This is a genomic window from Pseudomonas sp. NPDC086581, from assembly GCF_044746165.1.
Classification (GTDB): Bacteria; Pseudomonadota; Gammaproteobacteria; order Pseudomonadales; family Pseudomonadaceae; genus Pseudomonas.
In genome coordinates, this window is sequence record NZ_JBIVBR010000005.1 from 325,254 (window position 1) to 351,012 (window position 25,759).

Here is a 25,759-nt window from a genome sequence, read left to right on the forward strand (position 1 = left end):
ATGCCGCAGATTGTCTTTCTGCCCCACGCCGAACACTGCCCGGAAGGCGCGGTGATCGAAGCCCAGCCGGGCGAAACCATCATGAAGGCGGCGCTGCGCAACGGCATCGAGATCGAGCACGCCTGCGAGATGTCCTGTGCCTGCACCACCTGCCACGTGGTCGTGCGCGAGGGCTTCAACTCCATGGAAGCCTCTGACGAGCTGGAAGACGACATGCTGGACAAGGCCTGGGGCCTGGAGCCGGATTCGCGCCTGTCCTGCCAGGCAGTGGTCGGCGAGACCGATCTGGTGGTGGAGATCCCGAAATACACCATCAACCAGGTGTCCGAAGGTCACTGAGGCGGAGCGTCCATATGAGTCTGAAATGGGTTGATGTGCTCGAAATCGCCATCCAACTGGCCGAGTCCAAGCCGGACGTCGATCCGCGCTACGTAAACTTCGTCGATCTGCACCGCTGGGTGCTGGCATTGCCGGAGTTCAGCGATGATCCTTCCCGCGGCGGGGAAAAGGTCCTGGAGGCCATCCAGGCCGCCTGGATCGAAGAAGCCGACTGAGGGTGCGGCTCACTAGAGCCGCGTACCCATTTGTCATGAACCCGCGTATAATTCGCGGGTTTTATCTTTAGGTGAGCTGTCGAAAATTTCCCCAGGGGGATTTTCCGGCCGCCGGCCCTGTCGCAGTCGGGCCGGTTTCGCGGCTGCCGCCCCACGGGCGCAGCGCGCGGCAAACCCTAGAATCGCAGGAGCTCCTGGCCACGCCAGGGGCTTCTTGGCATTACCAACCTTGCTTTTCGGAGTTATTTCCATGGCCCTGCAACGTACCTTCTCCATCATCAAGCCCGACGCCGTTTCCAAGAACGTCATCGGCGAAATCCTGACCCGCTTCGAGAAAGCCGGCCTGCGCGTTGTCGCTTCCAAGATGGTTCAGCTGTCCGAGCGCGAAGCTGGCGGTTTCTACGCCGAGCACAAAGAGCGTCCTTTCTTCAAGGACCTGGTTTCCTTCATGACCTCCGGCCCGGTCGTTGTTCAGGTTCTGGAAGGCGAAGACGCCATCCTGCGCAACCGTGAACTGATGGGCGCCACCGATCCGAAGAAAGCCGACGCCGGCACCATCCGCGCCGACTTCGCCGTTTCCATCGACGAGAACGCCGTACACGGTTCCGACTCGGAAGCTTCGGCTGCCCGCGAAATCGCTTACTTCTTCTCCAGCACCGAGGTGTGCGAGCGCATTCGCTAATCCAGGCGAATGAGCGAGGGTGAATCCATGACTGATACCGCTGTAAAGGCCAACCTGCTGGGCATGACCAAGCCCCAGCTCGAGGAATTCTTCGAGTCCATCGGTGAAAAGCGCTTCCGCGCCGGCCAGGTGATGCAATGGATTCACCACTTTGGCGCCCTGGAATTCAGCGCCATGACGAACGTCGGCAAGGCCTTGCGCGAAAAGCTCGAGGCCGTTGCCGAAATTCGTCCCCCGGAGATCGTCAGCCAGGACATTTCCGCTGACGGTACCCGCAAGTGGGTGGTGCGCGTGGCCTCGGGCAGTTGCGTCGAGACCGTGTACATCCCGCAAGGCGGCCGCGGCACCCTGTGTGTGTCATCCCAGGCCGGTTGCGCGCTGGACTGCAGCTTCTGCTCCACCGGCAAGCAAGGCTTCAACAGCGACCTGACTTCCGCCGAGATCATCGGCCAGGTGTGGATCGCCAACCAGTCGTTCGGGACCATCCCGGGCAAGATCGACCGTGCCGTCACCAATGTGGTGATGATGGGCATGGGCGAGCCGCTGCTGAACTTCGACAACGTCGTGAGCGCCATGAGCATCATGATGGAAGACCTCGGCTACGGCATTTCCAAGCGAAAGGTGACCCTGTCCACCTCCGGCGTGGTGCCGATGATCGACAAGCTCGCCGAGGTGACCGACGTGTCCCTGGCCCTGTCGCTGCACGCACCCAACGACGAACTGCGCAACAAGCTGGTACCGATCAACAAGAAGTACCCGCTGGAGATGCTGCTCGACTCCTGCTACCGCTACATCACGCGCCTGGGCAAGGAGCGCGTGCTGACGATCGAGTACACCCTGCTGGCTGGCGTCAACGACCAGCCCGAGCATGCTGAGCAGCTGATCGCACTGCTCAAGGATTTCCCTTGCAAGATCAACCTGATTCCGTTTAATCCGTTCCCGCATTCCGGTTACGAGCGTCCGAGCAACAATGCCATTCGCCGTTTCCAGGACATGCTGCACAAGAGCGGCTTCAACGTGACCGTTCGTACCACTCGCGGCGACGATATCGATGCCGCCTGTGGTCAGCTGGTAGGCCAGGTGATGGACCGCACCCGCCGCAGCGAACGCTATATTGCCGTACGTCAGCTGGCCGCCGATGCCGACCAGGCCGCGCCCACTGGCAACAGAAACTGAACTAGGGAGGATTCCGATGACCCTGCGCGCCGCGCTGTGCTTACTGTTGGCAACCGTGCTGACGGGTTGCGTGACGACTGGTAAACAGGATCCTCTGAAAACCGAGAAGGGCCGGGACGAGGCGCGCGACGCCTATATCCAGCTCGGCATCGGTTACCTGCAGATGGGCAACACCGAGCAGGCCAAGGTGCCGCTGCGCCAGGCCCTGGATCTCGACTCATCCAGCGCCGATGCCCATGCTGCCCTGGCCGTGGTTTATCAGGTCGAGAAAGAGCCCAAGCTCGCCGAGAGCGAGTTCCGCAAGGCATTGTCCTCGCGCTCGGGCGATGCGCGCATCCTCAACAACTACGCAGGTTTCCTGTTCGAGCAGAAACGCTACCAGGAAGCCTACGACACCTACATGAAGGCCACGGAAGACGGCCTCTATTCCGAACGTTCGCGCATCTTCGAGAACCTCGGTCTGGTGAGCATGAAGCTCAACAACCGCGCTCAGGCCAAGGAATACTTCGAGAAGGCCATTCGCCTGAACCGCAATTCGACGGGGGCGCTGCTCGAACTGGCTGACCTGAATTACCAGGATCGCGAGTACGTGCCGGCTCGCGCCTATTACGAGGAATACCTCAAGCGGGGCCCGCAGACCGCGCGCAGCCTGCTGCTGGGGATTCGACTGGCCAAGATCTACGACGACCGGGATACCGCTGCCAGCTACGGGCTGCAACTCAAGCGCCTGTATCCCGCTTCTCCCGAATACCAGGCATACCAGGCGGATAAATGATGAATACGTCGCAGTCCGATGTCATCGGCACGACCCGCGCCAACCCTGGCGAAACCCTGCGCCAGGCACGTGAGAACAAGGGCTGGAGCACCGCTCAGGTCGCCGGCCAGCTGAACCTGACCGAGAACGCCCTGCGTTCGCTGGAGCAGGGCTCGTTCGAGCAGTTGCCGGGCCACACCTTCGCCCGTGGCTATATCCGCGCCTACGCCAAGCTGCTGGGCATGGACCAGGCCCAGATGGTTACCGCCTTCGACCAGTACACCGGCACCGACGCCACCGGCAGCAACGTCCAGGCCCTCGGCCGCGTGGTCGAGCCGGTACGCCTGTCGCGCAACCTGCTGCGCCTGTTCAGCCTGGCGCTGCTGGCCGTGCTCATCGGCTTCGGCTACTTCTGGTGGCAGGAACGTTCTGCGCGTCCGGCTGAGACCGGCAGCCTTAACATGGAGCACGTCGAGGTCGAAAGCGCCGACGGCACCACCGAAATCCACACCCTCGACGAGCCGGAAGACCAGGCTGTCGCCGAGGACCAGGCCAATACTCCGGCGGTTCCCGGCGAGCCTGCCGGCGACAACGGCAGCGCCGAGGCTCCGGCCGAAGGCACCCCGCCGGTCGCTGCCAACCCGGCAGTACCGGGCGCCCCGGCCGCCGCCGAAACCGCTCCGGCCCAGGTTCCGGTAGTCCCTGCTCAGCAACCGGCTGCACAGCAGCCTGTCGCTCCGGCCGCCCCTGTGGCTCCGATCGAGGCGCCTGCTGCTCCGGTGGTGGCTTCCGCGGGCCAGGGCGTGGTCAAGGTTCAATTCAGCGCCGATTGCTGGACCCAGCTCACCGATGCCGACGGCAAGGTCCTCGTCGAGGGCCTCAAGCGCAAGGGTGATTCGCTGGAGGTCGCCGCCAAGGCGCCCGTCCAGTTGCGCCTGGGCTTCGCCCAAGGTGCCCAGGTCAGCTACAACGGCCAGCCGGTCGAAGTCACGCCGGCGCGCGGTGGCACCGCTCGCCTGAAGTTGGGTGGACAGTAAGATGCATTGCGAGTCTCCGATCAAACGTCGCCTGTCCCGCAAGATCTGGGTCGGTAACGTGCCGGTGGGTGGGGATGCTCCCATCGCCGTGCAGAGCATGACCAACACCGATACTCTGGATGTGGCCGCCACCGTGGCGCAGATCCGTCGTCTGGAAGACGCAGGCGCCGACATTGTCCGCGTCTCCGTGCCCGACATGGACGCCGCCGAGGCGTTCGGCAAGATCAAGCAGCAGGTCAAGGTGCCGCTGGTTGCCGACATCCACTTCGACTACAAGATCGCCCTGCGCGTGGCTGAACTGGGCGTCGATTGCCTGCGCATCAACCCGGGCAACATCGGACGCGAAGACCGCGTGAAGGCCGTGGTGGATGCCGCCCGCGAGCGCAATATCCCGATCCGCATCGGCGTCAACGCCGGTTCGCTGGAGAAGGACCTGCAGAAGAAGTACGGCGAGCCGACCCCCGAGGCGCTGCTGGAGTCGGCCATGCGCCATGTCGATCACCTCGACCGTCTGGACTTCCAGAACTTCAAGGTCAGCGTGAAGGCCTCCGACGTGTTCATGGCCGTCGCCGCCTACCGCCTGCTGGCCAAGCAGATCGAACAACCCCTGCATTTGGGCATCACCGAAGCCGGTGGCCTGCGTTCGGGCACCGTGAAGTCGGCCGTCGGCCTGGGCATGCTGCTTGCCGAGGGCATCGGCGACACCATCCGCATCTCGCTGGCCGCCGACCCGGTGGAAGAGATCAAGGTCGGCTTCGACATCCTCAAGTCGCTGCGCCTGCGCTCCCGTGGCATCAACTTCATCGCCTGCCCGAGCTGCTCGCGGCAGAACTTCGATGTGGTGAAGACCATGAACGAGCTGGAAGGCCGCCTCGAGGACCTGCTGGTACCGCTGGATGTCGCCGTGATCGGCTGCGTGGTCAACGGTCCGGGCGAAGCCAAGGAGGCTCACATCGGTCTCACCGGCGGCACGCCGAGCAACCTGATCTACATCGACGGCAAGCCGGCGCAGAAGCTGCAGAACGATAACCTGGTGGATGAGCTGGAACGGCTGATCCGCGAAAAAGCGGCCGAGAAGGCCGAGGCCGACGCCGCACTCATCGTGCGCGGCTGACCGCAACAAGGATCCTAAGTGAGCAAGTCCCTGCAAGCCATCCGTGGCATGAACGACATCCTGCCGGACCAGACCCCGGCCTGGCGCTATCTGGAGCGCACCTTCGCCGGCCTGCTTGACCGCTACGGCTACAGCGAGATCCGCCTGCCGATCCTCGAGTTCACCGAGCTCTTCGCTCGTGGTATCGGTGAAGGCACCGACGTGGTCGACAAGGAGATGTACACCTTCCTCGACCGCAACGGCGAATCCCTGACCATGCGTCCGGAAGGCACCGCGGGCTGCGTGCGAGCCGTGCTGGAGCATGGCCTGTCGGGCGGTGGCCAGGTGCAGAAGCTGTGGTACACCGGTCCGATGTTCCGCTACGAGAAGCCGCAGAAAGGCCGTTATCGTCAGTTCCACCAGATCGGCGTGGAAGTCTTCAACCTGCCCGGTCCGGACATCGACGCCGAGCTGATCATCCTCACTTGGCGCCTGTGGCAGAAGCTGGGCATGGCCGATGCCGTGACCCTGCAGCTGAATACCCTGGGCTCCAGTGAGGCCCGCGCGCGCTATCGCGACGACCTGGTGGCCTACCTGCAGGAGCGCTTCGAGCAGCTGGACGAAGATAGCCAGCGCCGCATGACCACCAACCCGCTGCGCATCCTCGACAGCAAGGTCGAGAGCACCCAGGCGCTACTGGTCGGCGCGCCGAGCCTGCACGACTACCTGGACGAAGAGTCGATCGCCCACTTCGAGGGGCTGAAGGCCCGTCTGGATGCGGTCGGCCTGCGCTATGAGATCAACCAGAAGCTGGTACGCGGCCTGGACTACTACTGCCGCACTGCTTTCGAGTGGGTCACCGACAAACTCGGCGCCCAGGGCACCGTGTGCGGCGGCGGCCGCTACGATGGCCTGGTCAGCCAGTTCGGCGGCAAGCCGACGCCGGGCGTGGGCTTTGCCATGGGCGTGGAACGCCTGGTGCTGCTGCTGGAAACCCTGGGCGTGGTGCCTGCCGAGCTGAATCGCCCGGCCGACCTCTACGTCTGCGCCTTCGGCGAGCCGGCGGAGTTGGCCGCGCTGACCCTGGCCGAACAGCTGCGCGAGGCCATTCCGGGCCTGCGCCTGCTGGTCAACGCCGGCGCCGGCAGCTTCAAGAGCCAGTTCAAGAAGGCCGACAAGAGCGGTGCACAGTTCGCAATGATTCTGGGTGACGACGAACTGGCCAACCGCGTGGTAGGTTTCAAGCCCCTGCGTGGCGAGGGCGAACAACAGAATATCGCCTGGGATGCTCTGCCCGAGCACCTGGCTGCCTGCCTCAAGCGGGCCTGAATCGAGCGGATAGGAGTATTGGGGTGAGTAACCGTACCGAAGAAGAACAGATCGCTGACATCAAGGACTGGTGGCAGCGTAACGGCATGCCCCTGCTGACCGGCGCTGCTCTGGCGCTGATCGTGGTGTTTGGCTGGCAGGCCTGGAAAAAGTACCAGAACAACCAGTCCCAGGGCGCCTCGATCATTTACCAGGCCCTGTTGGAAACCGCACTGAACCCGGCCGGCAAGCCCGACACCGCCAAGGTCGCCGAGCTCGCTGGCAAGCTGAATACCGACTTCGCCGGCACTCCGTACGCCCAGTACGGCCGCCTGTTCGTCGCCAAGGTTGCGGTGGACAGCGGCAAGCTGGATGACGCCGTCCTCGAGCTGAAGGCAGTGGTCGACAAGCCGGTTGACGCCACCCTCGGCGAGCTGGCTCGCCAGCGCCTGGCGCGTGTCCTGGCGGCCCAGGGCAAGGCCGAAGACGGTCTGAAGCTGCTCGACGGCAACGTCGACAAGGCCTACGTCGCCACTCGCGAAGAACTGCGCGGCGACCTGCTGCTGCAGCTCAAGCGCAATGATGACGCCCGTGTCGCCTACGAAAAGGCCAAGGCTGCTCTGCCGGAAGACGCCGCCGTCGGCGCCCTGCAGATGAAACTCGACGACCTGGCCAAGGGAGACGCCTGAGATGTTGCGTTGGAAACACGTTGCACTGCTGGCACTGACCCTGATGGCTGTGGGTTGCAGCAGCAATAGCAAGAAAGAACTGCCGCCGGCCGAGCTGACCGATTTCAAGGAAGAGGTCCGCCTGGAGAAACAGTGGAGCCGTTCGGTCGGTGATGGCCAGGGCGACCTGTACAACCTGCTCGAGCCCGCCGTGGATGGCCAGACCATCTTCGCCGCGTCTGCCGAAGGCCGCGTCATGGCCATGCAGCGCGAAACTGGCGAAGTGCTGTGGAAGAAAGACCTCGATCTGCCGATCTCCGGCGCCGTCGGCGTGGGCAGCGGCATGGTCCTGCTGGGCACCCTGCGTGGCGACGTGATCGCGCTGGATTCCGGTTCGGGCGAGCAGAAGTGGCGCGCCAAGGTCACCAGCGAAGTGCTGGCTGCCCCGGCCACCAACGGTGACGTGGTGGTGGTGCAGACCCAGGACGACAAGCTGATCGGCTTCGACGCTTCCACCGGCAACCAGCGCTGGATCTACGAAGGCACCGTACCGGTGCTGACCCTGCGTGGCACTGGCGCTCCGCTGATCGCGGGCCGTCTGGCCCTGGCGGGTCTGGCCAGCGGCAAGGTCGTCGCGGTGGACGTGGAGCGTGGCCTGCCGGTCTGGGAAGCGCGCGTTGCGATTCCTCAGGGCCGTTCCGAGCTGGACCGCGTCGTCGATATCGACGGCGGCCTGCTGCTGGTCGACAACGTTCTCTATGTCGCCAGCTACCAGGGCCGCGCCGCGGCGCTGGACGTAGGCACCGGCCGCGTGCTCTGGCAGCGTGAAGCTTCCAGCTACGTCGGCGTAGCCGAAGGTACCGGCAGCGTGTTCATCAGCCAGTCCAGCGGCACCGTGGAAAGCCTCGACTCCCGTGGTTCGTCCTCGCTTTGGAGCAACGACGCCCTGGCTCGCCGCCAGCTGTCCGCTCCGGCCGTGCTGTCGAGCAACGTGGTCGTCGGTGACCTGGAAGGTTACGTGCATCTGCTGAGCCAGGTGGATGGTCGTTTCGTGGGCCGCGAGAAGGTCGACGGTGACGGCGTGCGGGTTCGCCCGCTGGTAGTCGGCAGCTGGATGTACGTGTTCGGCAACAGCGGTAAGCTGGCCGCCTACACGATTCGCTAAGCTGAGTGTTACTGCCGGCCGCTGCCGTGAAAAACGGCAGCGGCCGTCGTGTTTTCTGAAATTCAAATTCCTGGAGAGCCGCATGGTTCCCGTAATAGCCCTGGTGGGCCGCCCCAACGTCGGCAAGTCCACCCTGTTCAACCGCCTGACCCGCACCCGTGACGCCATCGTCGCCGAGTACGCAGGTCTGACCCGAGACCGCCAATACGGCGAGGCCAAGTGGCAGGGCAAGAAATTCATCGTCATCGATACCGGTGGTATTTCCGGTGACGAAGAGGGTATCGACGCCAAGATGGCCGAGCAGTCGCTGCAGGCCATCGAAGAGGCCGATGCCGTCCTGTTCATGGTCGACTCCCGCGCCGGCCTCACCGCCGCCGACGAGATGATCGGCGAGCACCTGCGCAAGAAGAACAAGCGCACCTACCTGGTGGCCAACAAGGTCGACACCGTCGATCCGGACATCGCCCGCGCCGAGTTCAGCCCGCTGGCCCTGGGGCATGCGATCCCGATCGCCGCCGCCCACGGCCGTGGCATCACCCAGATGCTCCAGGAAGCCCTGGGCGAGATGTTCGCTCCCGAGCCGGAAGCGCCGGAAGACAACGACCTGCCCGGCGAGATGGAAGAAGTCGCCGAAGGCGAGGAAGCCAAGCGCATTCCCGGCCCGAGCGAGAAGGATGGCATCAAGATCGCCATCATCGGTCGCCCCAACGTCGGCAAGTCCACGCTGGTGAACCGCATGCTCGGTGAAGAGCGGGTGATCGTCTACGACCAGGCCGGCACCACCCGCGACAGCATCTACATCCCCTTCGAGCGCAACGAAGAGAAGTACACCCTCATCGACACCGCCGGCGTGCGCCGCCGCGGCAAGATCTTCGAGGCGGTGGAAAAGTTCTCCGTGGTGAAGACCCTGCAGGCGATCCAGGACGCCAACGTGGTCATCTTCGTCATGGACGCCCGCGAAGGCGTGGTTGAACACGACCTCAACCTGCTCGGCTTCGTGCTGGAGACCGGCCGTGCGCTGGTCATCGCGCTGAACAAGTGGGACGGCATGGAATCGGCCGAGCGCGACTACGTGAAAACCGAGCTCGAGCGCCGGCTGATGTTCGCCGACTTCGCCGACATCCACTTCATCTCGGCGCTGCACGGCACCGGCGTTGGCCACCTGTACAAGTCGGTGCAGGACTCCTTCCGTTCCGCCGTGACCCGCTGGCCCACCAGCAAGCTCACGCAGATCCTCGAGGACGCCATCCAGGTTCACCAGCCGCCGATGGTCAACGGCCGCCGCATCAAGCTGCGCTACGCGCACTTGGGGGGCGCCAACCCGCCGCTGATCGTGATCCACGGCAACCAGGTGGATGCGGTGCCCAAGGCCTATACCCGCTACCTGGAGAAGACCTTCCGCCGCGTGCTGAAGCTGGTCGGTACGCCGATCCGCATCGAGTACAAGGGCGGTGACAACCCGTTCGAGGGCAAGAAGACCCAGCTCACCGATCGCCAGGTCAACAAGAAGCGCCGCCTGATGTCGCACCACAAGAAGGCGGAGAAGAAGAAGAAGGACAAACGTAAATAACGTCTGTCAGGCTTTAGACCGCAAGCCGCAGGCGATAGAGTAGGGACTTCCCTCTCATCGCCTGCGGCCTGTAGTCACGCCATGCTTACCAGCAAACTGCCGAATGTCGGCACCACCATCTTCACCCGCATGTCCCAGCTCGCCGCGCAAAGCGGAGCGCTGAATCTTTCCCAGGGTTTCCCGGACTTCCCCGGTCCCGCACCGCTGCTCGAAGCGGTTGCCCGCCACGTCATGGCCGGACACAACCAGTACAGCCCGATGACCGGCCTGCCGGCGCTGCGCGAACAGGTCGCGATCAAGGTCGCGAGCCTCTATGGCCGCAACGTCAGCGCCGACGCCGAGGTGACCATCGTTCCCGGTGCGACCGAAGGGATCTTCTGTGCGGTACAGGCGCTGATTCGCGCCGGCGACGAAGCCATCGTCCTCGACCCCTGCTACGACAGCTACGAGCCGTCGGTCGAGCTGGCCGGCGGCCGTTGCGTGCATGTTGCGCTGACTCAGCCGGACTTCCACATCGACTGGCAGCGCCTGGCCGATGCCATCACCCCGCGCACGCGCCTGATCTTCCTCAACAGTCCGCACAACCCCAGCGGTGCGCTGATCGACCGTGCCGACCTGGATCGCCTGGCCGAGCTGATCCGCGACCGCGAGATCTACGTGATCAGCGACGAGGTCTACGAGCACCTGATCTACGACGGCGTACAGCACGCCAGCGTGCTGGCCCATGACGAGCTGTATCCGCGCGCCTTCGTCATCAGCTCCTTCGGCAAGACCTACCACGTCACCGGCTGGAAGACCGGCTACGTGGTGGCGCCGCCGGCGCTGTCGGCGGAGATGCGCAAGATCCACCAGTACGTGAATTTCTGCGGCGTGACGCCGCTGCAGTACGCGCTGGCCGACTTCATGGCCGCGCACGCCGAGCACCTGCGCGAGCTGCCGGGCTTCTACCAGGCCAAGCGCGACCTGTTCTGCAACCTGCTGGAAGGCTCGCGTTTCACCTTCCAGCGTGCTGCCGGAACTTACTTCCAGGTAGTCGATTACTCGTCGATTCGCCCGGACCTCGATGATGTCGCCATGTCCGAATGGCTGACCACCGAACACGGCGTGGCCGCCATTCCGGTCTCGGTGTTCTACCAGCAGGCTCCGGCGGACACGCGTCTGGTGCGCTTCTGTTTCGCCAAGAAAGAGGAGACGCTGCGCCAGGCAGCGGAACGACTATGCGCGATCTGAGCCGCGACCCAAGCCACTTGGCGGACCTGAAACTCGCCCTCGTGCAGACCACCCTGGTCTGGCACGACGCGAAGGCCAACCGCGAGCGTTTCGAGGCGCTCCTGGAAAGCGCCCGTGGCGCAGACGTGGTGATCCTCCCGGAGATGTTCACCACCGGCTTTTCCATGGATTCCGAGGCGCTGGCCGAGGCGGAGGAGGGCGCGACCTACGCCTGGCTTCGCGAGCAGGCGGCCCGGCTCGATGCCGTGGTCTGTGGCAGCGTAATTATCCGCGCCGCTGACGGAAGTCATCGCAACCGTTTGCTCTGGGCACGCCCGGACGGCGAGATTCAGCATTACGACAAGCGTCACCTGTTCCGCATGGCCGGTGAGCACAAGCACTACACGCCGGGCGAGCAACAGGTGTTGCTGGAGTGGAAGGGATGGCGGATTCGCCCGCTGGTCTGCTATGACCTGCGCTTCCCGGTGTGGAGCCGCGACGCCCAGGACACTGACCTGCTGCTCTACACCGCCAACTGGCCGGCCGCGCGCCGCCAGCACTGGAACCGCCTTCTGCCAGCGCGGGCCATCGAAAACCTCTGCTATGTCGCTGCGGTCAATCGCGTCGGTGAAGACGGCAGGGGGCACGCCTACTCCGGCGACAGCCAGGTGCTGGACTTCCAGGGTGACAACCTGCTAGCCGCCGGCAGCGCTGACGGGGTCTTCCAGATTGCCCTGAGCGCAGCGGAGCTGGCGGCGTACCGCGAGCGCTTCCCGGCGAATCTCGATGCGGACGAGTTCAGCATCCACCGCTGAAGTCGATGTGCTTTTCGTAGGAGCGAGCTTGCTCGCGAACCGTCCCGCAGCGGGGATGTTCGCGAGTTGACCCGCTCCTACAGGTTCAATACGCGCTGGCGGTATTCAACCGCTGGATCGCCTCGTCACTGAGCTTCAGCTCCACCGCCGCAATCAGGTCGGGCAACTGCTCCAGCTTCGACGCACTGGCAATCGGCGCTGTGATGCTCGGGCGGGCCATCAGCCAGGCGAGTGCGGCCTGGGTCGGCGTGGCGTTCAGGTCGCCGGCCACTTCCTCCAGCGCATCGAGGATCGCGAAGCCGCGCTCGTTCATGAAGTTCTTCACCTTGTAGCCGCGCACGCTGCTCTTGCCCAGGTCATCCTCGCGGCGGTACTTGCCGGTAAGGAAGCCGGCGGCCAGGGAGTAGAAATTGATCACGCCCAGGCCCAGCTGCTGCACCGTGGGCTCCAGCTGAGTCTCGTAGTTGGCGCGGTCGTAGAGGTTGTAGTTGGGCTGCAGGCTCTGGTACTGCGGCAGCTTCAAGCGCGTGCAGAGCTCATGAGCTTCACGCAGGCGCTTGGCGTCGAAGTTGGAGGCGCCGATCACCCGCACCTTGCCGCGCTCCACGGCCTCGGCGAAGGCTCCCATGGTTTCCTCCAGCGAGGTGTGCGGATCGTCGCAGTGGGACTGGTAGAGGTCGATGTAGTCGGTCTGCAGACGCTTGAGCGAGCGCTCCAGTGCCTGCTCGATGTACACCGCCGACAGTCCCTTGTGGCCGTTGCCCATGTCCATGCCGACCTTGGTCGCGATGATTACCTGGTTGCGCTTGCCGGTCTTCTTCAGCCACTTGCCGATCAGGGTTTCCGACTCGCCGCCCTCGTGGCCCGGCACCCAACGCGAGTAAACGTCAGCGGTGTCGATGCAGTTCAGCCCGGCGTCGAGCAGCGCGTCCAGCAAGCGAAACGAGGTCGCCTCGTCGGAGGACCAGCCGAACACGTTACCGCCGAAGACCAGCGCAGGAATCTTCAGGCCCGATTGTCCGAGTTCGCGTGTACGCATCTGCTTTGACTCCTCAGCGGGTGTGCGGGAACCCTCAGTGTAGACGCGCAGCCGTTCGCCGCGGGGCGGATTGGCCGGCAGCGGTACGCCAGCTGGTCTATCATGGCAGCCAGCCCAATTGCCGAGTGCCCGTCATGACCACGACTCCCTACCTGCTGGACCAGCTGGAAACCGCCGACATGCTGTTGATCGACGGTCTGCACGCCTGGCAGTTCGAGCTCAACGAGGCATTGCTGGACCAGGCCGACGCCGCTGCCCACGCAGACCAGCCCTTCGCCAGCGAAGACGTGGTGCTGCAGATCGAGTCCATCGACGGCCGCGACCGCCGCGAGTGGCGCTTCAGCTACAACCAGGTGATGGAGGCCAGCTACCAGGCCGAAGACGAGACCTGGCTGCTCCAGGCCGGCGACCAGCAGCACCGACTCTGCTGTCTTGGCGCGGTCGCTGCCAGTGGCGACGACGAGTAAGCCTCCCCTGGACGAAGAAGGCCCCGCGAGGGGCCTTTTTCATGGCTTCAGAAAGCCAGCGGGTAACTGGTGATGAAGCGCACCTCGTCGTAATCGCTGGCGTAGCTGCTGCGAACTGTGGAGGTGCGCATGAGGAACGACAGGGTCTTCAGCGGCCCGCTCTGGATCGTATAGCCGACATCGGTATCGCGCTCGTACTCGTGGCCATCGCTCTTGCCCTGCCGCGAGATGTCGGTGCCCTTGGTGTAGCGCGTCGTCAGGGTCAGGCCCGGCACGCCGAGGCTGGCGAAGTCGTAATCGTAGCGCAGCTGGTAGGAGCGTTCCTGCGCCCAGAAGAAGCCGCCATTGGTGACCCAGTTGACCAGGTACGGTTGCGGCGTGTTGCCCAGCAGCATGGGGAACATGTCTTCGCCGAGCATGCGCTGGTAGGTGGCCGACAGCATGTGGCCGCCGTGCTTCACGCCGAGTCTCGCGCCATAGGCACGGTTGTCGATGCGCCCGGCCAGAGCCTGCCCGGATTCCTCGTTGTGGAAGTAGCTCAGGGTGCCGAGCAGCGCAGTCTTCTCGCCCACCGGCTGCTTGAAGTTGGCGCCGACGTAGTGCTGGTCATAGATGTCCTCGAGCTGGGCGAAGTAGTAGCTGGTGGACAGCCCGGGCGTCCACTGGGCATCGACGCCGCCCAGGTTCAGCTTGTTGCTGTCCTGGCTGGCGGGACGGGTAGCCAGGTAGAACGACTCGCGGTCGCTTGAGGCACGGGTGCTGGTATTCCAGAGTTGCGCGGCAGTGAACTTGAAGCGATCCGACTCCTTCGACTCCAGCATCACGCCTTGGAAGGTCTGCGGCAGCACGCGCACATCATCCTGGAAAATCACCGGCAGGCGCGGCTCCAGCAGACCGACCTTCAGCGTGGTCTTCGAATAGCGCAGCTTGAGCGTGGCGCCGCCACGGCTGAAGTTATCCACCGGCTCACCGCTCGTGCGGTCGTAGGGCAGGTTGCTGTCGTTGCTGGTGCCGGCGCCGCCGTCGAGCTTCAGGGCGTAGAAACCGGTGAAGTCTACGCCGACGCCGATGGTGCCTTCGGTGAAGCCGGAGCTGAAACGCGCCAGCACGGCCTGGGACCAGCTGCCGGCCTGGGATTGGGGGGCGTTGTCCTGGCGGTAGTCGCGCAGCATGTAGAAGTTGCGCAGGGTGGCGTCCAGGCGGCTGTCGTCGATCAGGTCAGCCTGGGCGCAGAGGGGCATCAGCGCGCTGGACAGCAGCGCACCGGCAAAGCGAATACGGAACATCGTCATCTCCTGGGTGCCGTTCGCCGGGGTGCAGGGCGCCACGCCGGCGAACGGGCGTACGTCTTGTCGAGGCGGGCGCGATCAGTTCGCGGCGGCGTTATCCAGCGGTGCGGCTTCGGACTGGACCGTCTGCTCCTGGCCCAGGCTGCGGCGGAAGTGCTTGCGCCCGTTGCCCAGCAGCCACAGGCAGAGCAGCCCGGCGAGGGTGACGATGATGCCGATGGACGAGCCGACGGCCTTCGGGTCCTTGAAGTATTGGTCGGTGAGCAGTGCCACCAGGGTGGTGCCGACGCCCAGGCCAATCAGGTTGGAGACCAGCAGGAACAGTGCCGACACCTGCGCGCGCAGGCGGTTGGGCGTGAGCACCTGCATGGCGGCCGCCGAGGTGGAGATGCAGAACGCGCAGAAGAACATTGCCGGCCCCATCAGCATTACCGACACCTGCAGGCTGCTGGCAGTGACCGAGCCGATGACGAAAGGAATGGTGCAGGCGGCGCCGAGCATGCCGCTGATCATCGCGGCGTCGCTGCGCCCGCGCTTCTGCAGCACGTCCACCAGCCAGCCGGCGCAAAACACCCCGGCGGTGTTGAGCACCAGCAGGATGCCGCCGAGGATGTAGCCCACCTCCAGTGGCGTCAGGCCGTACTGGCGGATGTACATGGCCGGCGCCCAGCCCATCAGCGCGTACTGGCACATGGCGAAGAAGGAGAAACCCAGGTAGTGGCAGGTGAAGGTCGCGCGGTGGCGCCGCAGGAAGCGCAGGCCGTCGCCGATGGTTGCCTTGTGCTGCGGGTTCGTTTCCTTGCGCGCCGGGTCACGGATGGTCAGCGCGATCAGCAGCGCCACCAGCACGCCGGGCAGGCCGACGATGAAGAAGGCGATCTGCCAGGAGCGCACCTGGCCCAGCCAGCCCAGGTCGATGGCCGGCACGTCGCGCAGGGCCTCGATCACGTAGCCGCCGACCAGGAAGGCCAGGCCGCCGCCGAGAAACGCGCCCATGGAGTAGAGCCCCAGCGCGCGGCCGAGTTTCTCCTTGGGGAATAGGTCGGCGAGCATCGAGTAGGTCGCCGGTGTCAGCGCGGCCTCGCCGACGCCGACGCTCATGCGCGCGAGGAACATCTGCAGGAAGTTCTTCGACAGGCCGCACGCGGCGGTGGCGATGCTCCAGAAGGCCACGCCGATGGCGATGATCTTCACCCGCGAGGAGCGGTCGGCGAGGTATGCGATGGGCAAGCCCATGAAGGCGTAGAACAGCGAGAAGGCCAGTCCGCTGAGCAGGCTGAACTGGGTATCGGTGATCTGCAGGTCGGCTTTGATCGGCTCGATCATCAGCGAGAGGATCTGCCGGTCAACGAAGGAGAAGATGTACGCCACCATGCACAGCACGACGACATACCAGGAATAGCGCGGAGTGAAGACGGATTTCGAGTGGGATTGCGGGTTCACGGTTACTGGCTCCTGAAGCGGGTGAAGGCAGATGGCCAAGCACGTCGAGCTCGTTGTTGTTGTAGGTAACCAGGCGCCACTGGACGCAAGGCAGGGGCAGCCGAAAGTGTCTGATTGCGTGACACGGTTTTTTGTTTGCCTGCCGCTTTCACGGCAGTGCACGCAAGACTAGGGAAGGGACGAGGCAGGGGTAATCGGGGCGAGTACCAGCATTGCGGAGACTGCCCCCTAGGAAACTAGGGGGAATCTTTAGACGGGAGGACGCAAGGGATCAGGCGTTGCCGGTCAGGGGCAGCAGGAAGGCGGCGCCGAAGACGATCGCCATGATGACGATCAGGAACAGCAGGCTGATGCCGAAGGCGCGCCAGTTGGACAGGTAGCCACCACCGGCCGCGGCGTGGCGATCAAGCGCTTCGCCGGTATTCTGCTTGGCGTACTGGTGCATGGCGAATACGGCGGCGATGTTGATCGGCGCGGCGGGAAAGTTGTCCGGCAGGAACCAGGATAGGACGAAGATCAGCACGGTGATGCCGATGCCGACCCGCCAGGCTTTCTGCACTTCCTGCGGGCGGTTCAGACGCTTGAGGTTCTGCGCGATCACCCAGCTGCCGGCCACGGGCGTGCCGAAGAAGGTGGCGATGCCGGCGGCGGCCAGGCGGTAGAGTGGCTCGCCAGTGGCAACGCCGAGGCCGTCCTGGAGTGCGGCGGCGGGGGGCTGGAAAGGATTGTCCTGCGGTGCGGTCGTCATGTTTTCACTCCATCGAAAACAGCCCCGGACGCACGAGGCGTCCGGGGCAAAGGGACTTACAGGTTAACTGAGGCTCACGCGGCTTTCGCGTGGCCCAGCGTCACGGCGCGGTTCAGGGCGCTGAACAGCGCACGGAAGCTCGCGGTGGTGATGTTTTCATCAATGCCGATGCCGTGCAGCGAACGACCACCCTCGACACGCAGTTCGATATAGGCGGCTGCGCGGGCATTGGTGCCGGCGCCGATGGCATGCTCGTTGTAGTCCATGATCTCGACGTCCACCGGCAGCGAGGCGACCAGGGCTTCCAGGGTACCCTTGCCCTTGCCGTGCCAGCGATGCTGCTCGCCCTTGTGGGTCACGTCGATGTCGATGGCGCAGACGCCGTTCTCTTCCTGCAGGCGGTAGTTCTTCAGGCCGAACGGGGAAACGGCCTGCAAGTACTCGGTCTGCAGCAGGGTGTAGATCTGCTCGGCGGTCATTTCCAGGCCGAGACGGTCGGTCTCGTTCTGCACCACCTGGCTGAACTCGATCTGCATGCGACGCGGCAGGCTGATGCCGTATTCCTGTTCGAGCAGGAAGGTGATGCCGCCCTTGCCGGACTGGCTGTTCACACGGATCACCGCCTCGTAGCTGCGGCCGATGTCCGCCGGGTCGATCGGCAGGTACGGCACTTCCCATACGGCATCCGGCTGCTGCTGGGCGAAGCCCTTGCGGATGGCATCCTGGTGGGAGCCGGAGAAGGCGGTGTGGACCAGGTCGCCGACGTACGGATGACGCGGGTGCACCGGAATCTGGTTGCACTCTTCCACCACCTTGCGCACGGCGTCGATGTCGGAGAAGTCCAGCTCGGGGTCGATGCCCTGGGTGTACATGTTCAGCGCCATGGTCACCAGGCAGAGGTTGCCGGTGCGCTCGCCGTTGCCGAACAGGCAGCCTTCGACGCGGTCGGCGCCGGCCATCAGGGCCAGTTCCGAAGCAGCCACGCCAGTGCCACGGTCGTTGTGGGTGTGCAGGCTGATCAGCACGCTGTCGCGCTTGTTGATCTGGCGGCCGAACCACTCGATCTGGTCGGCGTAGTTGTTCGGGGTGGCGCACTCGACGGTGGCGGGCAGGTTGAGGATCAGGCGGTTGGCCGGGGTCGGCTGGAACACGTCGATCACCGCGTTGCACACCTCGACGGCGAAATCGGTCTCGGTGGAGCTGAAGACTTCCGGCGAGTACTCGAAGCCCCACTGGGTTTCCGGCGCGGCTTCGGCCAGGCGCTTGATGGTCTGACCGGCGGCCACGGCGATGGCTTTCACACCGGCCTTGTCCTGGTTGAAGACGATCTTGCGGAAGCTCGGTGCGCAGGCGTTGTAGTAGTGGACGATGGCCTTCTTCGCGCCCTTGAGGGACTCGAAGGTGCGCTCGATGAGGTCGTCGCGGGCCTGGGTCAGCACCTGGATGGTGACGTCATCGGGAATGTGGTCGTTCTCGATCAGCTCACGCACGAAGTCGAAGTCGGTCTGCGAGGCGGACGGGAAGCCCACTTCGATTTCCTTCAGGCCCACCTGAACCAGGCACTTGAAGAAGCGCATCTTCTTCTCGGCGTCCATCGGCTCGATCAGGGACTGGTTGCCGTCGCGCAGGTCGGTGGACAGCCAGATCGGCGCCTTGTCGATGATCTTGTCCGGCCAGGTGCGGTCGGGCAGGGTGATCTGGGTGAAGGCGCGGTATTTCTTCGACGGGTCTTTCAACATGCTCATGAGCGGAATCCTTGTTCTCTGCGGCCTGCGTGGCCTGCGCAAAAAAATCTGAATGAGGCGAAACGGGGGAGGGGGGCTCAGCCACGCAGTCGCGGGCTGACCAGGCGCAGGCAGGCGTGTTGGCGAAGCAGGATGAGGGTGTGTGCGGTTTTCATGAGTGCCAAGCTAAAGGCCTGGAAGACCAATGGCAAGCATTTGGGGAAATTTGGTAGGAAAAGTCTTCGATAGCGATTGAGGGGTGAATAATTGTCGAAAAATTACTATTTAAGCAATTAATCCTGAAGCTTAGCGCTGTGCTTAACTGATTCTGCGTCTTCGTGCCGCAGCGGAGCTTTATCACTCCGTGCGATCATTGCGCACCCCGCCTCAGGCAGGGACCTTCCATCCGCAAGGACTTTTCGTGACCCGTCGTACTCGACAAGGCGTAGGCACCTGGCTGGCGTTGTTCGCCATGCTGATGATCTATGTCGGCCCGCTGGTTTCCCAGTCGATGCCGATGGATCACGCCATGCCCATGGATCACGTCATGCCGATGGAGCATGGCAAGGCGCCGGCCCATGAAATGTCCCATGACATGGCCGGCATGGACGACATGGCCTGCTCCGACGGCCAGCGCGCCGCGGGCCATCACGCTGCCCCCGTATCCCACGGCGAACAGCCGCTCACCGCCGACGCCTTCATGGAGAAGTGCGGCTATTGCAGCCTGCTGATCCACAGCCCGCCGCTGACGCCGCCGCCGGTCCTGCTTGACCACGGAGTGCCCGCCGTTGGCGCACCGGTTGCCCAGTTCGTTTCCTCGCGCATTCCCGCCTCACCGGTCTTCCCCGGTGCTCGTTCCCGCGCTCCTCCGTTCCTGATCGGCTGACCTGCAACCCCGACTCCCCGACCCCGGCGCACTTGGCTGTCCTCAGTCTGCGCGCCGTGCGAGTACGCGCGGAGCGGGCGTCATCACCGATCATGGAAATCATGCAATGTCCCGCATGCCTATGCGCCGTCGGCAAACTGCCGTCGGCCTGCGCGCCCTGTGCGCGCTGACCGCCCTTGGCGGTTTCACTGCCGTCCCTGTGCTGGCCGAGGAAGAAGATCACTCGGCGCACGCCAGCAATGCGTCGGTCACCGAACTGTCGCCCAGCGTCATCACCGCCGTGGCGCAGAGCTCACCGCTGACCGTGGTCACCGACCCCAAGCAGCCGCGCCAGCCGATTCCCGCCAGCGACGGCGCCGACTACCTCAAGACCATTCCCGGCTTCTCCGCCATCCGTAACGGCGGCACCAACGGCGATCCCGTACTGCGTGGCATGTTCGGTTCGCGCCTGAACATCCTCACCAACGGCACCACCATGCTCGGCGCCTGCCCGGCGCGGATGGACGCGCCCACCTCCTATATCTCGCCGGAAACCTTCGACAGGCTCACCGTGGTGAAAGGCCCGGAGACCGTGATCTGGGGCCCCGGTGCCTCGGCCGGGACGATCCGCTTCGACCGCGAGCCGGAGCGCTTCGGCGAGCTGGGCACGCGGGTCAATGGCAGCCTCGTCGCCGGCTCCAACGGCCGCTTCGACCGCGTGCTGGACGCCGCCGCTGGCGGGCCGCTGGGCTACGTGCGGGTCACCGGCAACAAGTCGCAGTCCGACGACTACGAAGACGGCGGCGGCAACACCGTGCCCTCGCGCTGGAACAAGTGGAACGGCGACGTAGCGGTGGGCTGGACGCCGGACGCCGACACCCTGGTCGAGCTCACTGCCGGAAAGGGTGACGGTGAGGCGCGCTATGCCGGGCGCGGCATGGATGGCTCGCAGTTCAAGCGCGAAAGCCTCGGCCTGCGCTTCGAGAAGTCCAACATCGGCGAGGTGCTCGACAAGCTGGAGGCGCAGGTCTACTACAACTACGCCGACCACGTGATGGACAACTACAGCCTGCGCACGCCCTCGGGCACCGGCATGATGGCTGGCCCCATGGCCTCCAACGTCGACCGTCGCACCCTAGGCGGGCGCCTGGCCGCTACCTGGCGCTGGGACGACTTCAAGCTGATCACCGGGGTCGATGCGCAGACCAACGAACACCGCGAACGCAGCGGCATGGGGATCAATACCTATGACGAGCAGCCGTGGGACAAGGATGCGGTCTTCCATAACTACGGCGCCTTCGGCGAGCTGACCTGGTACGCGGCCGAGCGTGACCGCGTGATCACCGGCGCGCGCCTGGACCGTGCTTCGGTCAAGGATTACCGGCAGACCACCGGCTCGGGGATGATGGCGATGCCCAACCCCACCGCCGATGACACCCGCGCTGACACCTTGCCCAGCGGCTTCGCACGTTACGAGCATGATCTGGCCGACACGCCGACCACCCTCTACGTCGGCCTCGGCCACGTACAGCGCTTCCCCGATTACTGGGAGCTGTTCTCCCCGGACAAGGGCCCGAGCGGCTCGGTCAACGCCTTCGACAGCATCAAGCCGGAGAAGACCACCCAGCTGGACTTCGGCGCGCAGTACGAGGACGAGAAGCTCAAGGCCTGGGCCTCGGGTTACGTCGGCGTGATCCGCGACTACATCCTCTTCGACTACCAGCCCGGCGGCATGATGGGCCGCACCTCCCAGGCGCGGAACGTCGATGCCCGCATCATGGGGGGCGAGCTGGGCGCGGCCTACGCGCTGACCAGCAACTGGACCGCCGATGGCACCCTGGCCTACGCCTGGGGCAAGAACACCACCGACGACACTGCGCTGCCGCAGATGCCGCCGCTGGAAGCGCGTTTCGGCCTGACCTACGAAGAAGGCGACTGGAGCGCCGGCGGCTTGTGGCGCGTGGTCGCGCACCAGGGCCGGATCGCCGAGAACCAGGGCAACGTGGTCGGCTACGACTTCGACGAAAGCCCCGGCTTCGCGGTGTTTTCGCTCAACGGCTCGTACAAGCTGAGCAAGCACCTCAAGGTCAGCACCGGCGTCGACAACCTGTTCGACAAGGACTACGCCGAGCACCTGAACCTGGCGGGCAACGCCGGCTTCGGCTACCCGGCCAACGATCCCGAATCGATCCACGAACCGGGCCGTACGTTCTGGACCAAAGTGGACTTCTCGTTCTGAAGCCCGACCGGCCCCCGCCCGTCGGGGGCCTCCTTGCGTGAGGAGATCAACGAATGCAGCACAAGACATTCGATTTCTACAACCTGGCCTGGCGCTGGCACTTCTATGCCGGGCTGTTCGTCGCGCCCTTCATGATCCTGCTGTCGCTCACCGGCATCATCTACCTGTTCAAGCCGCAGCTCGACCCGCTGATGTACAGCGACCTGCTGACGGTAAAGCCAGGCGAGGTGCGGCTGTCCGCCGACGAGCAACTGATGCACCTGCATCACCAGAACCCGCAGTTGCAGGTCAGCCAGTACCTGCCGGCGCCGGCCGCCGACCGCAGCGCGCAGTTCGTCGCCCAGCTGGATGGGCGCGAGGTGAACGCCTTCGTCGACCCCTACAGCGGCAAGCTGCTCGGCCTGCAGGACGCCAAGTCCAATCTGCAGGCCATGGCCCGCGCGCTGCACGGCGAGCTGATGATCGGCACCGTCGGGGATCGGCTGATCGAGCTGGCGGCGGGCTGGGGCATCGTGCTGGTGGTCTCCGGCCTGTACCTGTGGTGGCCGCGCAAGCGCTCGCTGCGCGTGCTGCTGTGGCCGGACCTGTCGCGTCGTGGTCGTGCGCTGTGGCGTGAGGTGCATGTGGTGGTCGGCTTCTGGGGCTCGCTGCTGATGCTGTTCATGCTGCTCACCGGCATGACCTGGACCGGCTTCTGGGGCAAATCCTTCGCCGACGTGTGGAACCGCTTCCCGGTGGCCATGTGGAACGAAGTACCCAAGTCGGACCTGGAGGCGCGCACGCTCAACGAGGCGCACCGCCAGACCATCCCCTGGGCCATGGAAAACACGCCGATGCCGATGTCCGGCGGCGCCCACGCCGAGCACATGGCCCATGGCTCCGGCGGCATGGCGATGCCGCAGATCAGCCTGCAGCAGGTGGTCGACACGGCCGATCAGGCCGGCGTGGTGCCGGGCTACGCCATCGCGTTGCCCAAGGGCGAGCAGGGCGTGTTCACCGTCTCGGTGTTCGCCGACGACTCGCGCAACGACGCCACCCTGCACATCGACCAGTACACCGGCAAGGTACTCGCCGACGTGCGCTGGAAGGACTACGGGCTGGTGGCCAAGGGTGTCGAGTCCGGGGTGATGCTGCACGAAGGCAAGATGTTCGGCCTGTTCAACCAGCTGCTCATGCTCGGCGTCTGCCTGATGATCCTGCTCAGCGCCGTCAGCGGCCTGTGGATCTGGTGGAAGCGCCGCCCGCAGGGGCGCCTCGGTGTGCCGCCGATGCCCCATGCGTTACCGGTTTGGAAGGGCGGGGTGGCGATCATGGTCATCCTCGGCGTCGCCTTCCCGCTGGTGGGTGCGTCGCTGTTGCTGGTTTGGGCGCTGGACTGGGCGGTGCTGTCGCGGATCAAGCCGCGCAGCCCGGCCTTGAGTTGAGAGTTGCGGGTGGAACGTGCTTCCACCCTGACGCCTGCCGCGAGGCAGGCTATGCTGCGGCGCGATCGTTGCGCCCGCGGCCCGATGGATTCCCGCCGCTGCGGCGGACCTGATCACAAGCCAACTGGAGTCTCGAACATGCGTAAAACCCTGCTTGCTTTCGCTGTCCTGCTGGGCTTCTCCGGCGCCGCCATGGCCCACGAATACGAGGCCGGCAACCTGCACATCGACCACCCCTGGTCGCTGCTGCTGCCGGCCAACTCGGTGAACGGCGCCGCCTACTTCATCGTGCAGAACCACGGCAAGGAGGCGGACCGCCTGCTCGGTGCCGACACCGACCGTGCTGCCAGCGCCGAGGTGCACCAGCACGTGGAGAAGGACGGCATGATGAAGATGGTGAAGGTCGAGGGCGTGGAAATCCCCGCCGGCGGCAAGATCGTCTTCGCGCCCGGTCAGTACCACCTGATGCTGTTCGGCCTGAAGAAGCCGCTGGCCGACGGCGAGCGCTTCCCGCTGACCCTGCATTTCCAGAAGGCCGGCGACGTGAAGGTCGAGGTCGCGGTGCAGAAGGAAGCTCCGAAGGGCACCGACATGGGCCACGACATGCACGGCATGCAGATGAACTGATGAGCGACCGGCTCCTGCGCCCGCTGGTGTGGGCGCAAGACGGCGAGTGGCTGCTGGGTTTCGACGGCAGCTACTCGAGCGACTCGATCCTGCGGATCGAGAGCGCCGCCGATGGTTTCATCCTGCGCGAGGAGCGTCTGACCGAGACGCAGACCAAGCGCTATCCCTTCGCCGACCTGAAGGACGACGTCACGGCGGCCGACTGGACCGCCGTGGTCGTCGACGAGGAAGGCGAGCGGCTGGGCTTTGCCATCGCCCGCTACGAAATCTGGAATCGCCGCGCGGTGCTGGACGACCTGTTCGTCCTCGCCGACGCGCGCGGCCAGGGCGTCGGCCGGCAATTGCTGGAAGGCTGCCTGGACTGGGCGCGCAGCACCGAGGCGCGCCACCTGTGGCTGGAAACCCAGAACCTCAACTTGCCGGCGGTGGGCTTCTACCGCTCCCGCGGCTTCGCCCTCAGCGGGCTGTCCACCGATCTCTACGATCCCGCGCAGGTGCTGCCCGGGGAGATGGCGCTGTTCTTCAGCTACCCGCTGGCCTGAGGGCCAGGCGCGTCTGCCGCGCCGCGAGGATCAGCACGAAGCCGATGCAGTAGGCCAGCACATCCAGCCAGTCCGGCGTGGCGCCGAGCACGATGCGCAGCGCGCGGTTGCCTATCTGCCAGTGGAAGGTCGCGGCGAGGTACTGGCCGAGCTCGATGATCAATCCACAGCCCAGCGCCGCAGAGGCCAGCCAGTGGGCAGGAGCATCGATAGCTGTGCGCAGCAGGCAGTACAGCCAGATCACCGCCAGCACGTCGCCGCCGAAGCCGCGCAACCAGCCGAGGTGCGCCCCGCCCGTGGCCAGCCAGGCCAGTACGGCGAACCAGAGCAGCGCGAAGAGGGCGCTGCGTCCATCGAAGCGAAGCCGCATCAGGGCTTGAACGCGCCGATGAAGATCGCCGGGTCGACGCGGGCGTCGTTCAGGCTGACGTTCCAGTGCATGTGCGGCCCGGTGGCGCGGCCGGTGGCGCCGACGCGGCCGACCACGCCGCCGCGCGGAACCGCATCGCCGACTTTCACGTCGATCTTCGACATATGGCAGAACATGCTGATGAAGCCCTGGCCGTGGTCGACGAACACGGTGTTGCCGTTGAAGAAGTAGTTGCCGATCAGGATCACCTTGCCGGCGGCCGGTGACTTGATCGGGGTGCCGGCGGGCACGGCGAAGTCCAGCCCGGAGTGCGGATTGCGCTCCTCGCCGTTGAAGAAGCGGCGCAGGCCGAAGGGGCTGGAGAGCGGGCCGTTGACCGGTTTGTCCAGTACCAGGTTGCTCGGCGTACCGGGGCTGAAGCTGCGGTAGGCGGCGGTCTGCTCGGCCAGCTCGCGGTTGATGCGCTTGAGGTCTTCGGGCAGCGGGTTCACCTGGCGGGTGTTCTTCAAGGTGATGCGCTGCTCCTTATAGTGCTTGTTGCCGACGCTGAAGCCGAGGTTGCGGCTGGCGCCTGACTGCTTCACGGCGATCTGCTGGCTGCCGGCCTTGGTGGTCAGCGGGATGCCGACGATGGCGATCCAGTCGCGGCCTTCTTCGCGTACCACCAGCACCGGTTTGCCCTGGTAGGTGGCGGTCGGCACGGCGGCGTCCTGGCCCAGCTGGACGACGGCGACGCCGCCGGGCACCGGCTTGTTCAGCGTGCGGCTGATGAAGCCTTCGGCGTGGGCGGTCAGGGTGAACAGGGCGGTGACGAGCAGGCAGGAAATTCGAAACATGGCGCTATCCGTGGACGTGTCGGCGGATGAAGCGGGCAGTCTACACGGGCCGCTCCGGCGGGCGCGGCGATTTCGTCGAAAGCGGAATCCAGTTGTGCAGCAGACCAATCCAGGA

26 protein-coding genes are annotated in these 25,759 nt (G+C 64.9%); 19 read left to right on the forward strand and 7 right to left on the reverse strand.

Annotated elements, in window-relative coordinates; translation table 11 throughout:
* The 13 genes from fdx to ACIPK7_RS13120 all read left to right on the forward strand — a co-directional run bounded on the left by fdx (window position 1) and on the right by ACIPK7_RS13120 (window position 12,031).
* Complete coding sequence (gene fdx / locus ACIPK7_RS13060; protein WP_081515975.1) at window positions 1–339, forward strand: ISC system 2Fe-2S type ferredoxin; 339 nt, start codon at window positions 1–3, stop codon at window positions 337–339.
* A gap of 14 nt (window positions 340–353) precedes the next feature.
* Window positions 354–554 carry a Fe-S cluster assembly protein IscX gene (gene iscX, locus ACIPK7_RS13065; RefSeq protein WP_017522288.1) on the forward strand — a complete coding sequence of 67 codons (201 nt, stop codon included), beginning with the start codon at window positions 354–356 and terminating at the stop codon, window positions 552–554.
* A 250-nt stretch (window positions 555–804) separates the two neighbouring features.
* On the forward strand, window positions 805–1,236 hold the full coding sequence (gene ndk, locus ACIPK7_RS13070) for a nucleoside-diphosphate kinase (protein WP_024762960.1): 432 nt from the start codon (window positions 805–807) through the stop codon (window positions 1,234–1,236).
* Between the two features lie 27 nt (window positions 1,237–1,263).
* Window positions 1,264–2,412 (forward strand): 23S rRNA (adenine(2503)-C(2))-methyltransferase RlmN, encoded by a 1,149-nt coding sequence (gene rlmN / locus ACIPK7_RS13075; RefSeq protein ID WP_192435186.1) that lies wholly within the window; start codon window positions 1,264–1,266, stop codon window positions 2,410–2,412.
* Between the two features lie 16 nt (window positions 2,413–2,428).
* Window positions 2,429–3,187 (forward strand): type IV pilus biogenesis/stability protein PilW, encoded by a 759-nt coding sequence (gene pilW / locus ACIPK7_RS13080; protein ID WP_192435185.1) that lies wholly within the window; start codon window positions 2,429–2,431, stop codon window positions 3,185–3,187.
* On the forward strand, window positions 3,184–4,203 hold the full coding sequence (locus tag ACIPK7_RS13085; protein WP_401088144.1) for a RodZ domain-containing protein: 1,020 nt from the start codon (window positions 3,184–3,186) through the stop codon (window positions 4,201–4,203). The genes pilW and ACIPK7_RS13085 overlap by 4 nt, the downstream gene beginning before the upstream one ends.
* A gap of 1 nt (window position 4,204) precedes the next feature.
* Window positions 4,205–5,317 carry a flavodoxin-dependent (E)-4-hydroxy-3-methylbut-2-enyl-diphosphate synthase gene (gene ispG, locus ACIPK7_RS13090; RefSeq protein ID WP_017522283.1) on the forward strand — a complete coding sequence of 371 codons (1,113 nt, stop codon included), beginning with the start codon at window positions 4,205–4,207 and terminating at the stop codon, window positions 5,315–5,317.
* 18 nt (window positions 5,318–5,335) lie between these two features.
* Window positions 5,336–6,625, forward strand: coding sequence for a histidine--tRNA ligase (gene hisS, locus ACIPK7_RS13095; RefSeq protein WP_192435181.1), 1,290 nt, complete (start codon window positions 5,336–5,338; stop codon window positions 6,623–6,625).
* A gap of 23 nt (window positions 6,626–6,648) precedes the next feature.
* A complete protein-coding gene (locus ACIPK7_RS13100; RefSeq protein WP_081515965.1) occupies window positions 6,649–7,293 on the forward strand; it encodes a tetratricopeptide repeat protein in 645 nt (214 codons plus the stop codon).
* A gap of 1 nt (window position 7,294) precedes the next feature.
* On the forward strand, window positions 7,295–8,437 hold the full coding sequence (bamB, locus tag ACIPK7_RS13105) for an outer membrane protein assembly factor BamB (RefSeq protein ID WP_192435179.1): 1,143 nt from the start codon (window positions 7,295–7,297) through the stop codon (window positions 8,435–8,437).
* Between the two features lie 82 nt (window positions 8,438–8,519).
* A complete protein-coding gene (der, locus tag ACIPK7_RS13110; protein ID WP_081515961.1) occupies window positions 8,520–10,007 on the forward strand; it encodes a ribosome biogenesis GTPase Der in 1,488 nt (495 codons plus the stop codon).
* A gap of 81 nt (window positions 10,008–10,088) precedes the next feature.
* Complete coding sequence (locus tag ACIPK7_RS13115) at window positions 10,089–11,237, forward strand: pyridoxal phosphate-dependent aminotransferase (RefSeq protein ID WP_401088148.1); 1,149 nt, start codon at window positions 10,089–10,091, stop codon at window positions 11,235–11,237.
* A complete protein-coding gene (locus tag ACIPK7_RS13120) occupies window positions 11,225–12,031 on the forward strand; it encodes an amidohydrolase (protein WP_401088150.1) in 807 nt (268 codons plus the stop codon). Before ACIPK7_RS13115 ends, ACIPK7_RS13120 begins: the two co-directional genes overlap by 13 nt.
* A gap of 85 nt (window positions 12,032–12,116) precedes the next feature.
* Here the strand turns inward: ACIPK7_RS13120 and ACIPK7_RS13125 are convergent, their stop codons facing one another.
* A complete protein-coding gene (locus tag ACIPK7_RS13125) occupies window positions 12,117–13,070 on the reverse strand; it encodes an aldo/keto reductase (protein ID WP_401088152.1) in 954 nt (317 codons plus the stop codon).
* A gap of 134 nt (window positions 13,071–13,204) precedes the next feature.
* Here ACIPK7_RS13125 and ACIPK7_RS13130 point away from each other — a divergent pair, with 134 nt between their 5' ends.
* Window positions 13,205–13,537, forward strand: a complete 333-nt coding sequence (locus tag ACIPK7_RS13130; protein WP_081515953.1) for a DUF5629 family protein — start codon at window positions 13,205–13,207, stop codon at window positions 13,535–13,537.
* A 47-nt stretch (window positions 13,538–13,584) separates the two neighbouring features.
* Here the strand turns inward: ACIPK7_RS13130 and ACIPK7_RS13135 are convergent, their stop codons facing one another.
* The 4 genes from ACIPK7_RS13135 to leuA all read right to left on the reverse strand — a co-directional run bounded on the left by ACIPK7_RS13135 (window position 13,585) and on the right by leuA (window position 18,762).
* Window positions 13,585–14,823, reverse strand: coding sequence for an OprD family porin (locus ACIPK7_RS13135; RefSeq protein WP_401088154.1), 1,239 nt, complete (start codon window positions 14,821–14,823; stop codon window positions 13,585–13,587).
* An 81-nt stretch (window positions 14,824–14,904) separates the two neighbouring features.
* Window positions 14,905–16,269, reverse strand: a complete 1,365-nt coding sequence (locus ACIPK7_RS13140; RefSeq protein ID WP_401088156.1) for a spinster family MFS transporter — start codon at window positions 16,267–16,269, stop codon at window positions 14,905–14,907.
* Between the two features lie 271 nt (window positions 16,270–16,540).
* Complete coding sequence (locus ACIPK7_RS13145) at window positions 16,541–17,017, reverse strand: hypothetical protein (protein ID WP_401088158.1); 477 nt, start codon at window positions 17,015–17,017, stop codon at window positions 16,541–16,543.
* A gap of 74 nt (window positions 17,018–17,091) precedes the next feature.
* Window positions 17,092–18,762 (reverse strand): 2-isopropylmalate synthase, encoded by a 1,671-nt coding sequence (gene leuA / locus ACIPK7_RS13150; protein ID WP_401088160.1) that lies wholly within the window; start codon window positions 18,760–18,762, stop codon window positions 17,092–17,094.
* A 400-nt stretch (window positions 18,763–19,162) separates the two neighbouring features.
* On the opposite strand from leuA, the gene ACIPK7_RS13155 reads away from it, so the two are divergent.
* From ACIPK7_RS13155 to ACIPK7_RS13175, 5 genes are all read left to right on the forward strand, one after another.
* Window positions 19,163–19,627, forward strand: a complete 465-nt coding sequence (locus ACIPK7_RS13155; protein WP_401088162.1) for a DUF2946 domain-containing protein — start codon at window positions 19,163–19,165, stop codon at window positions 19,625–19,627.
* Window positions 19,628–19,733: 106 nt separating this feature from the next.
* Window positions 19,734–21,845: a TonB-dependent copper receptor gene (locus tag ACIPK7_RS13160; RefSeq protein WP_401088164.1), complete on the forward strand. Its 2,112-nt coding sequence runs from the start codon at window positions 19,734–19,736 to the stop codon at window positions 21,843–21,845.
* Between the two features lie 53 nt (window positions 21,846–21,898).
* The gene (locus ACIPK7_RS13165; RefSeq protein WP_401088166.1) at window positions 21,899–23,269 is read left to right on the forward strand and encodes a PepSY-associated TM helix domain-containing protein; all 1,371 of its coding nucleotides are present in this window, start codon (window positions 21,899–21,901) and stop codon (window positions 23,267–23,269) included.
* Between the two features lie 138 nt (window positions 23,270–23,407).
* Window positions 23,408–23,896, forward strand: a complete 489-nt coding sequence (locus ACIPK7_RS13170; protein WP_401088168.1) for a copper chaperone PCu(A)C — start codon at window positions 23,408–23,410, stop codon at window positions 23,894–23,896.
* Window positions 23,896–24,438, forward strand: coding sequence for an N-acetyltransferase (locus ACIPK7_RS13175; RefSeq protein ID WP_081515938.1), 543 nt, complete (start codon window positions 23,896–23,898; stop codon window positions 24,436–24,438). Before ACIPK7_RS13170 ends, ACIPK7_RS13175 begins: the two co-directional genes overlap by 1 nt.
* On the opposite strand, the gene ACIPK7_RS13180 is transcribed toward ACIPK7_RS13175, so the two are convergent.
* Together ACIPK7_RS13180 and ACIPK7_RS13185 are read right to left on the reverse strand one after the other, a co-directional pair.
* Window positions 24,419–24,808 (reverse strand): DUF2809 domain-containing protein, encoded by a 390-nt coding sequence (locus tag ACIPK7_RS13180; RefSeq protein WP_401088170.1) that lies wholly within the window; start codon window positions 24,806–24,808, stop codon window positions 24,419–24,421. The genes ACIPK7_RS13175 and ACIPK7_RS13180 overlap by 20 nt on opposite strands.
* Window positions 24,808–25,644, reverse strand: coding sequence for a M23 family metallopeptidase (locus ACIPK7_RS13185; RefSeq protein ID WP_081515936.1), 837 nt, complete (start codon window positions 25,642–25,644; stop codon window positions 24,808–24,810). Before ACIPK7_RS13185 ends, ACIPK7_RS13180 begins: the two co-directional genes overlap by 1 nt.
* Window positions 25,645–25,759: the final 115 nt, after the last annotated feature.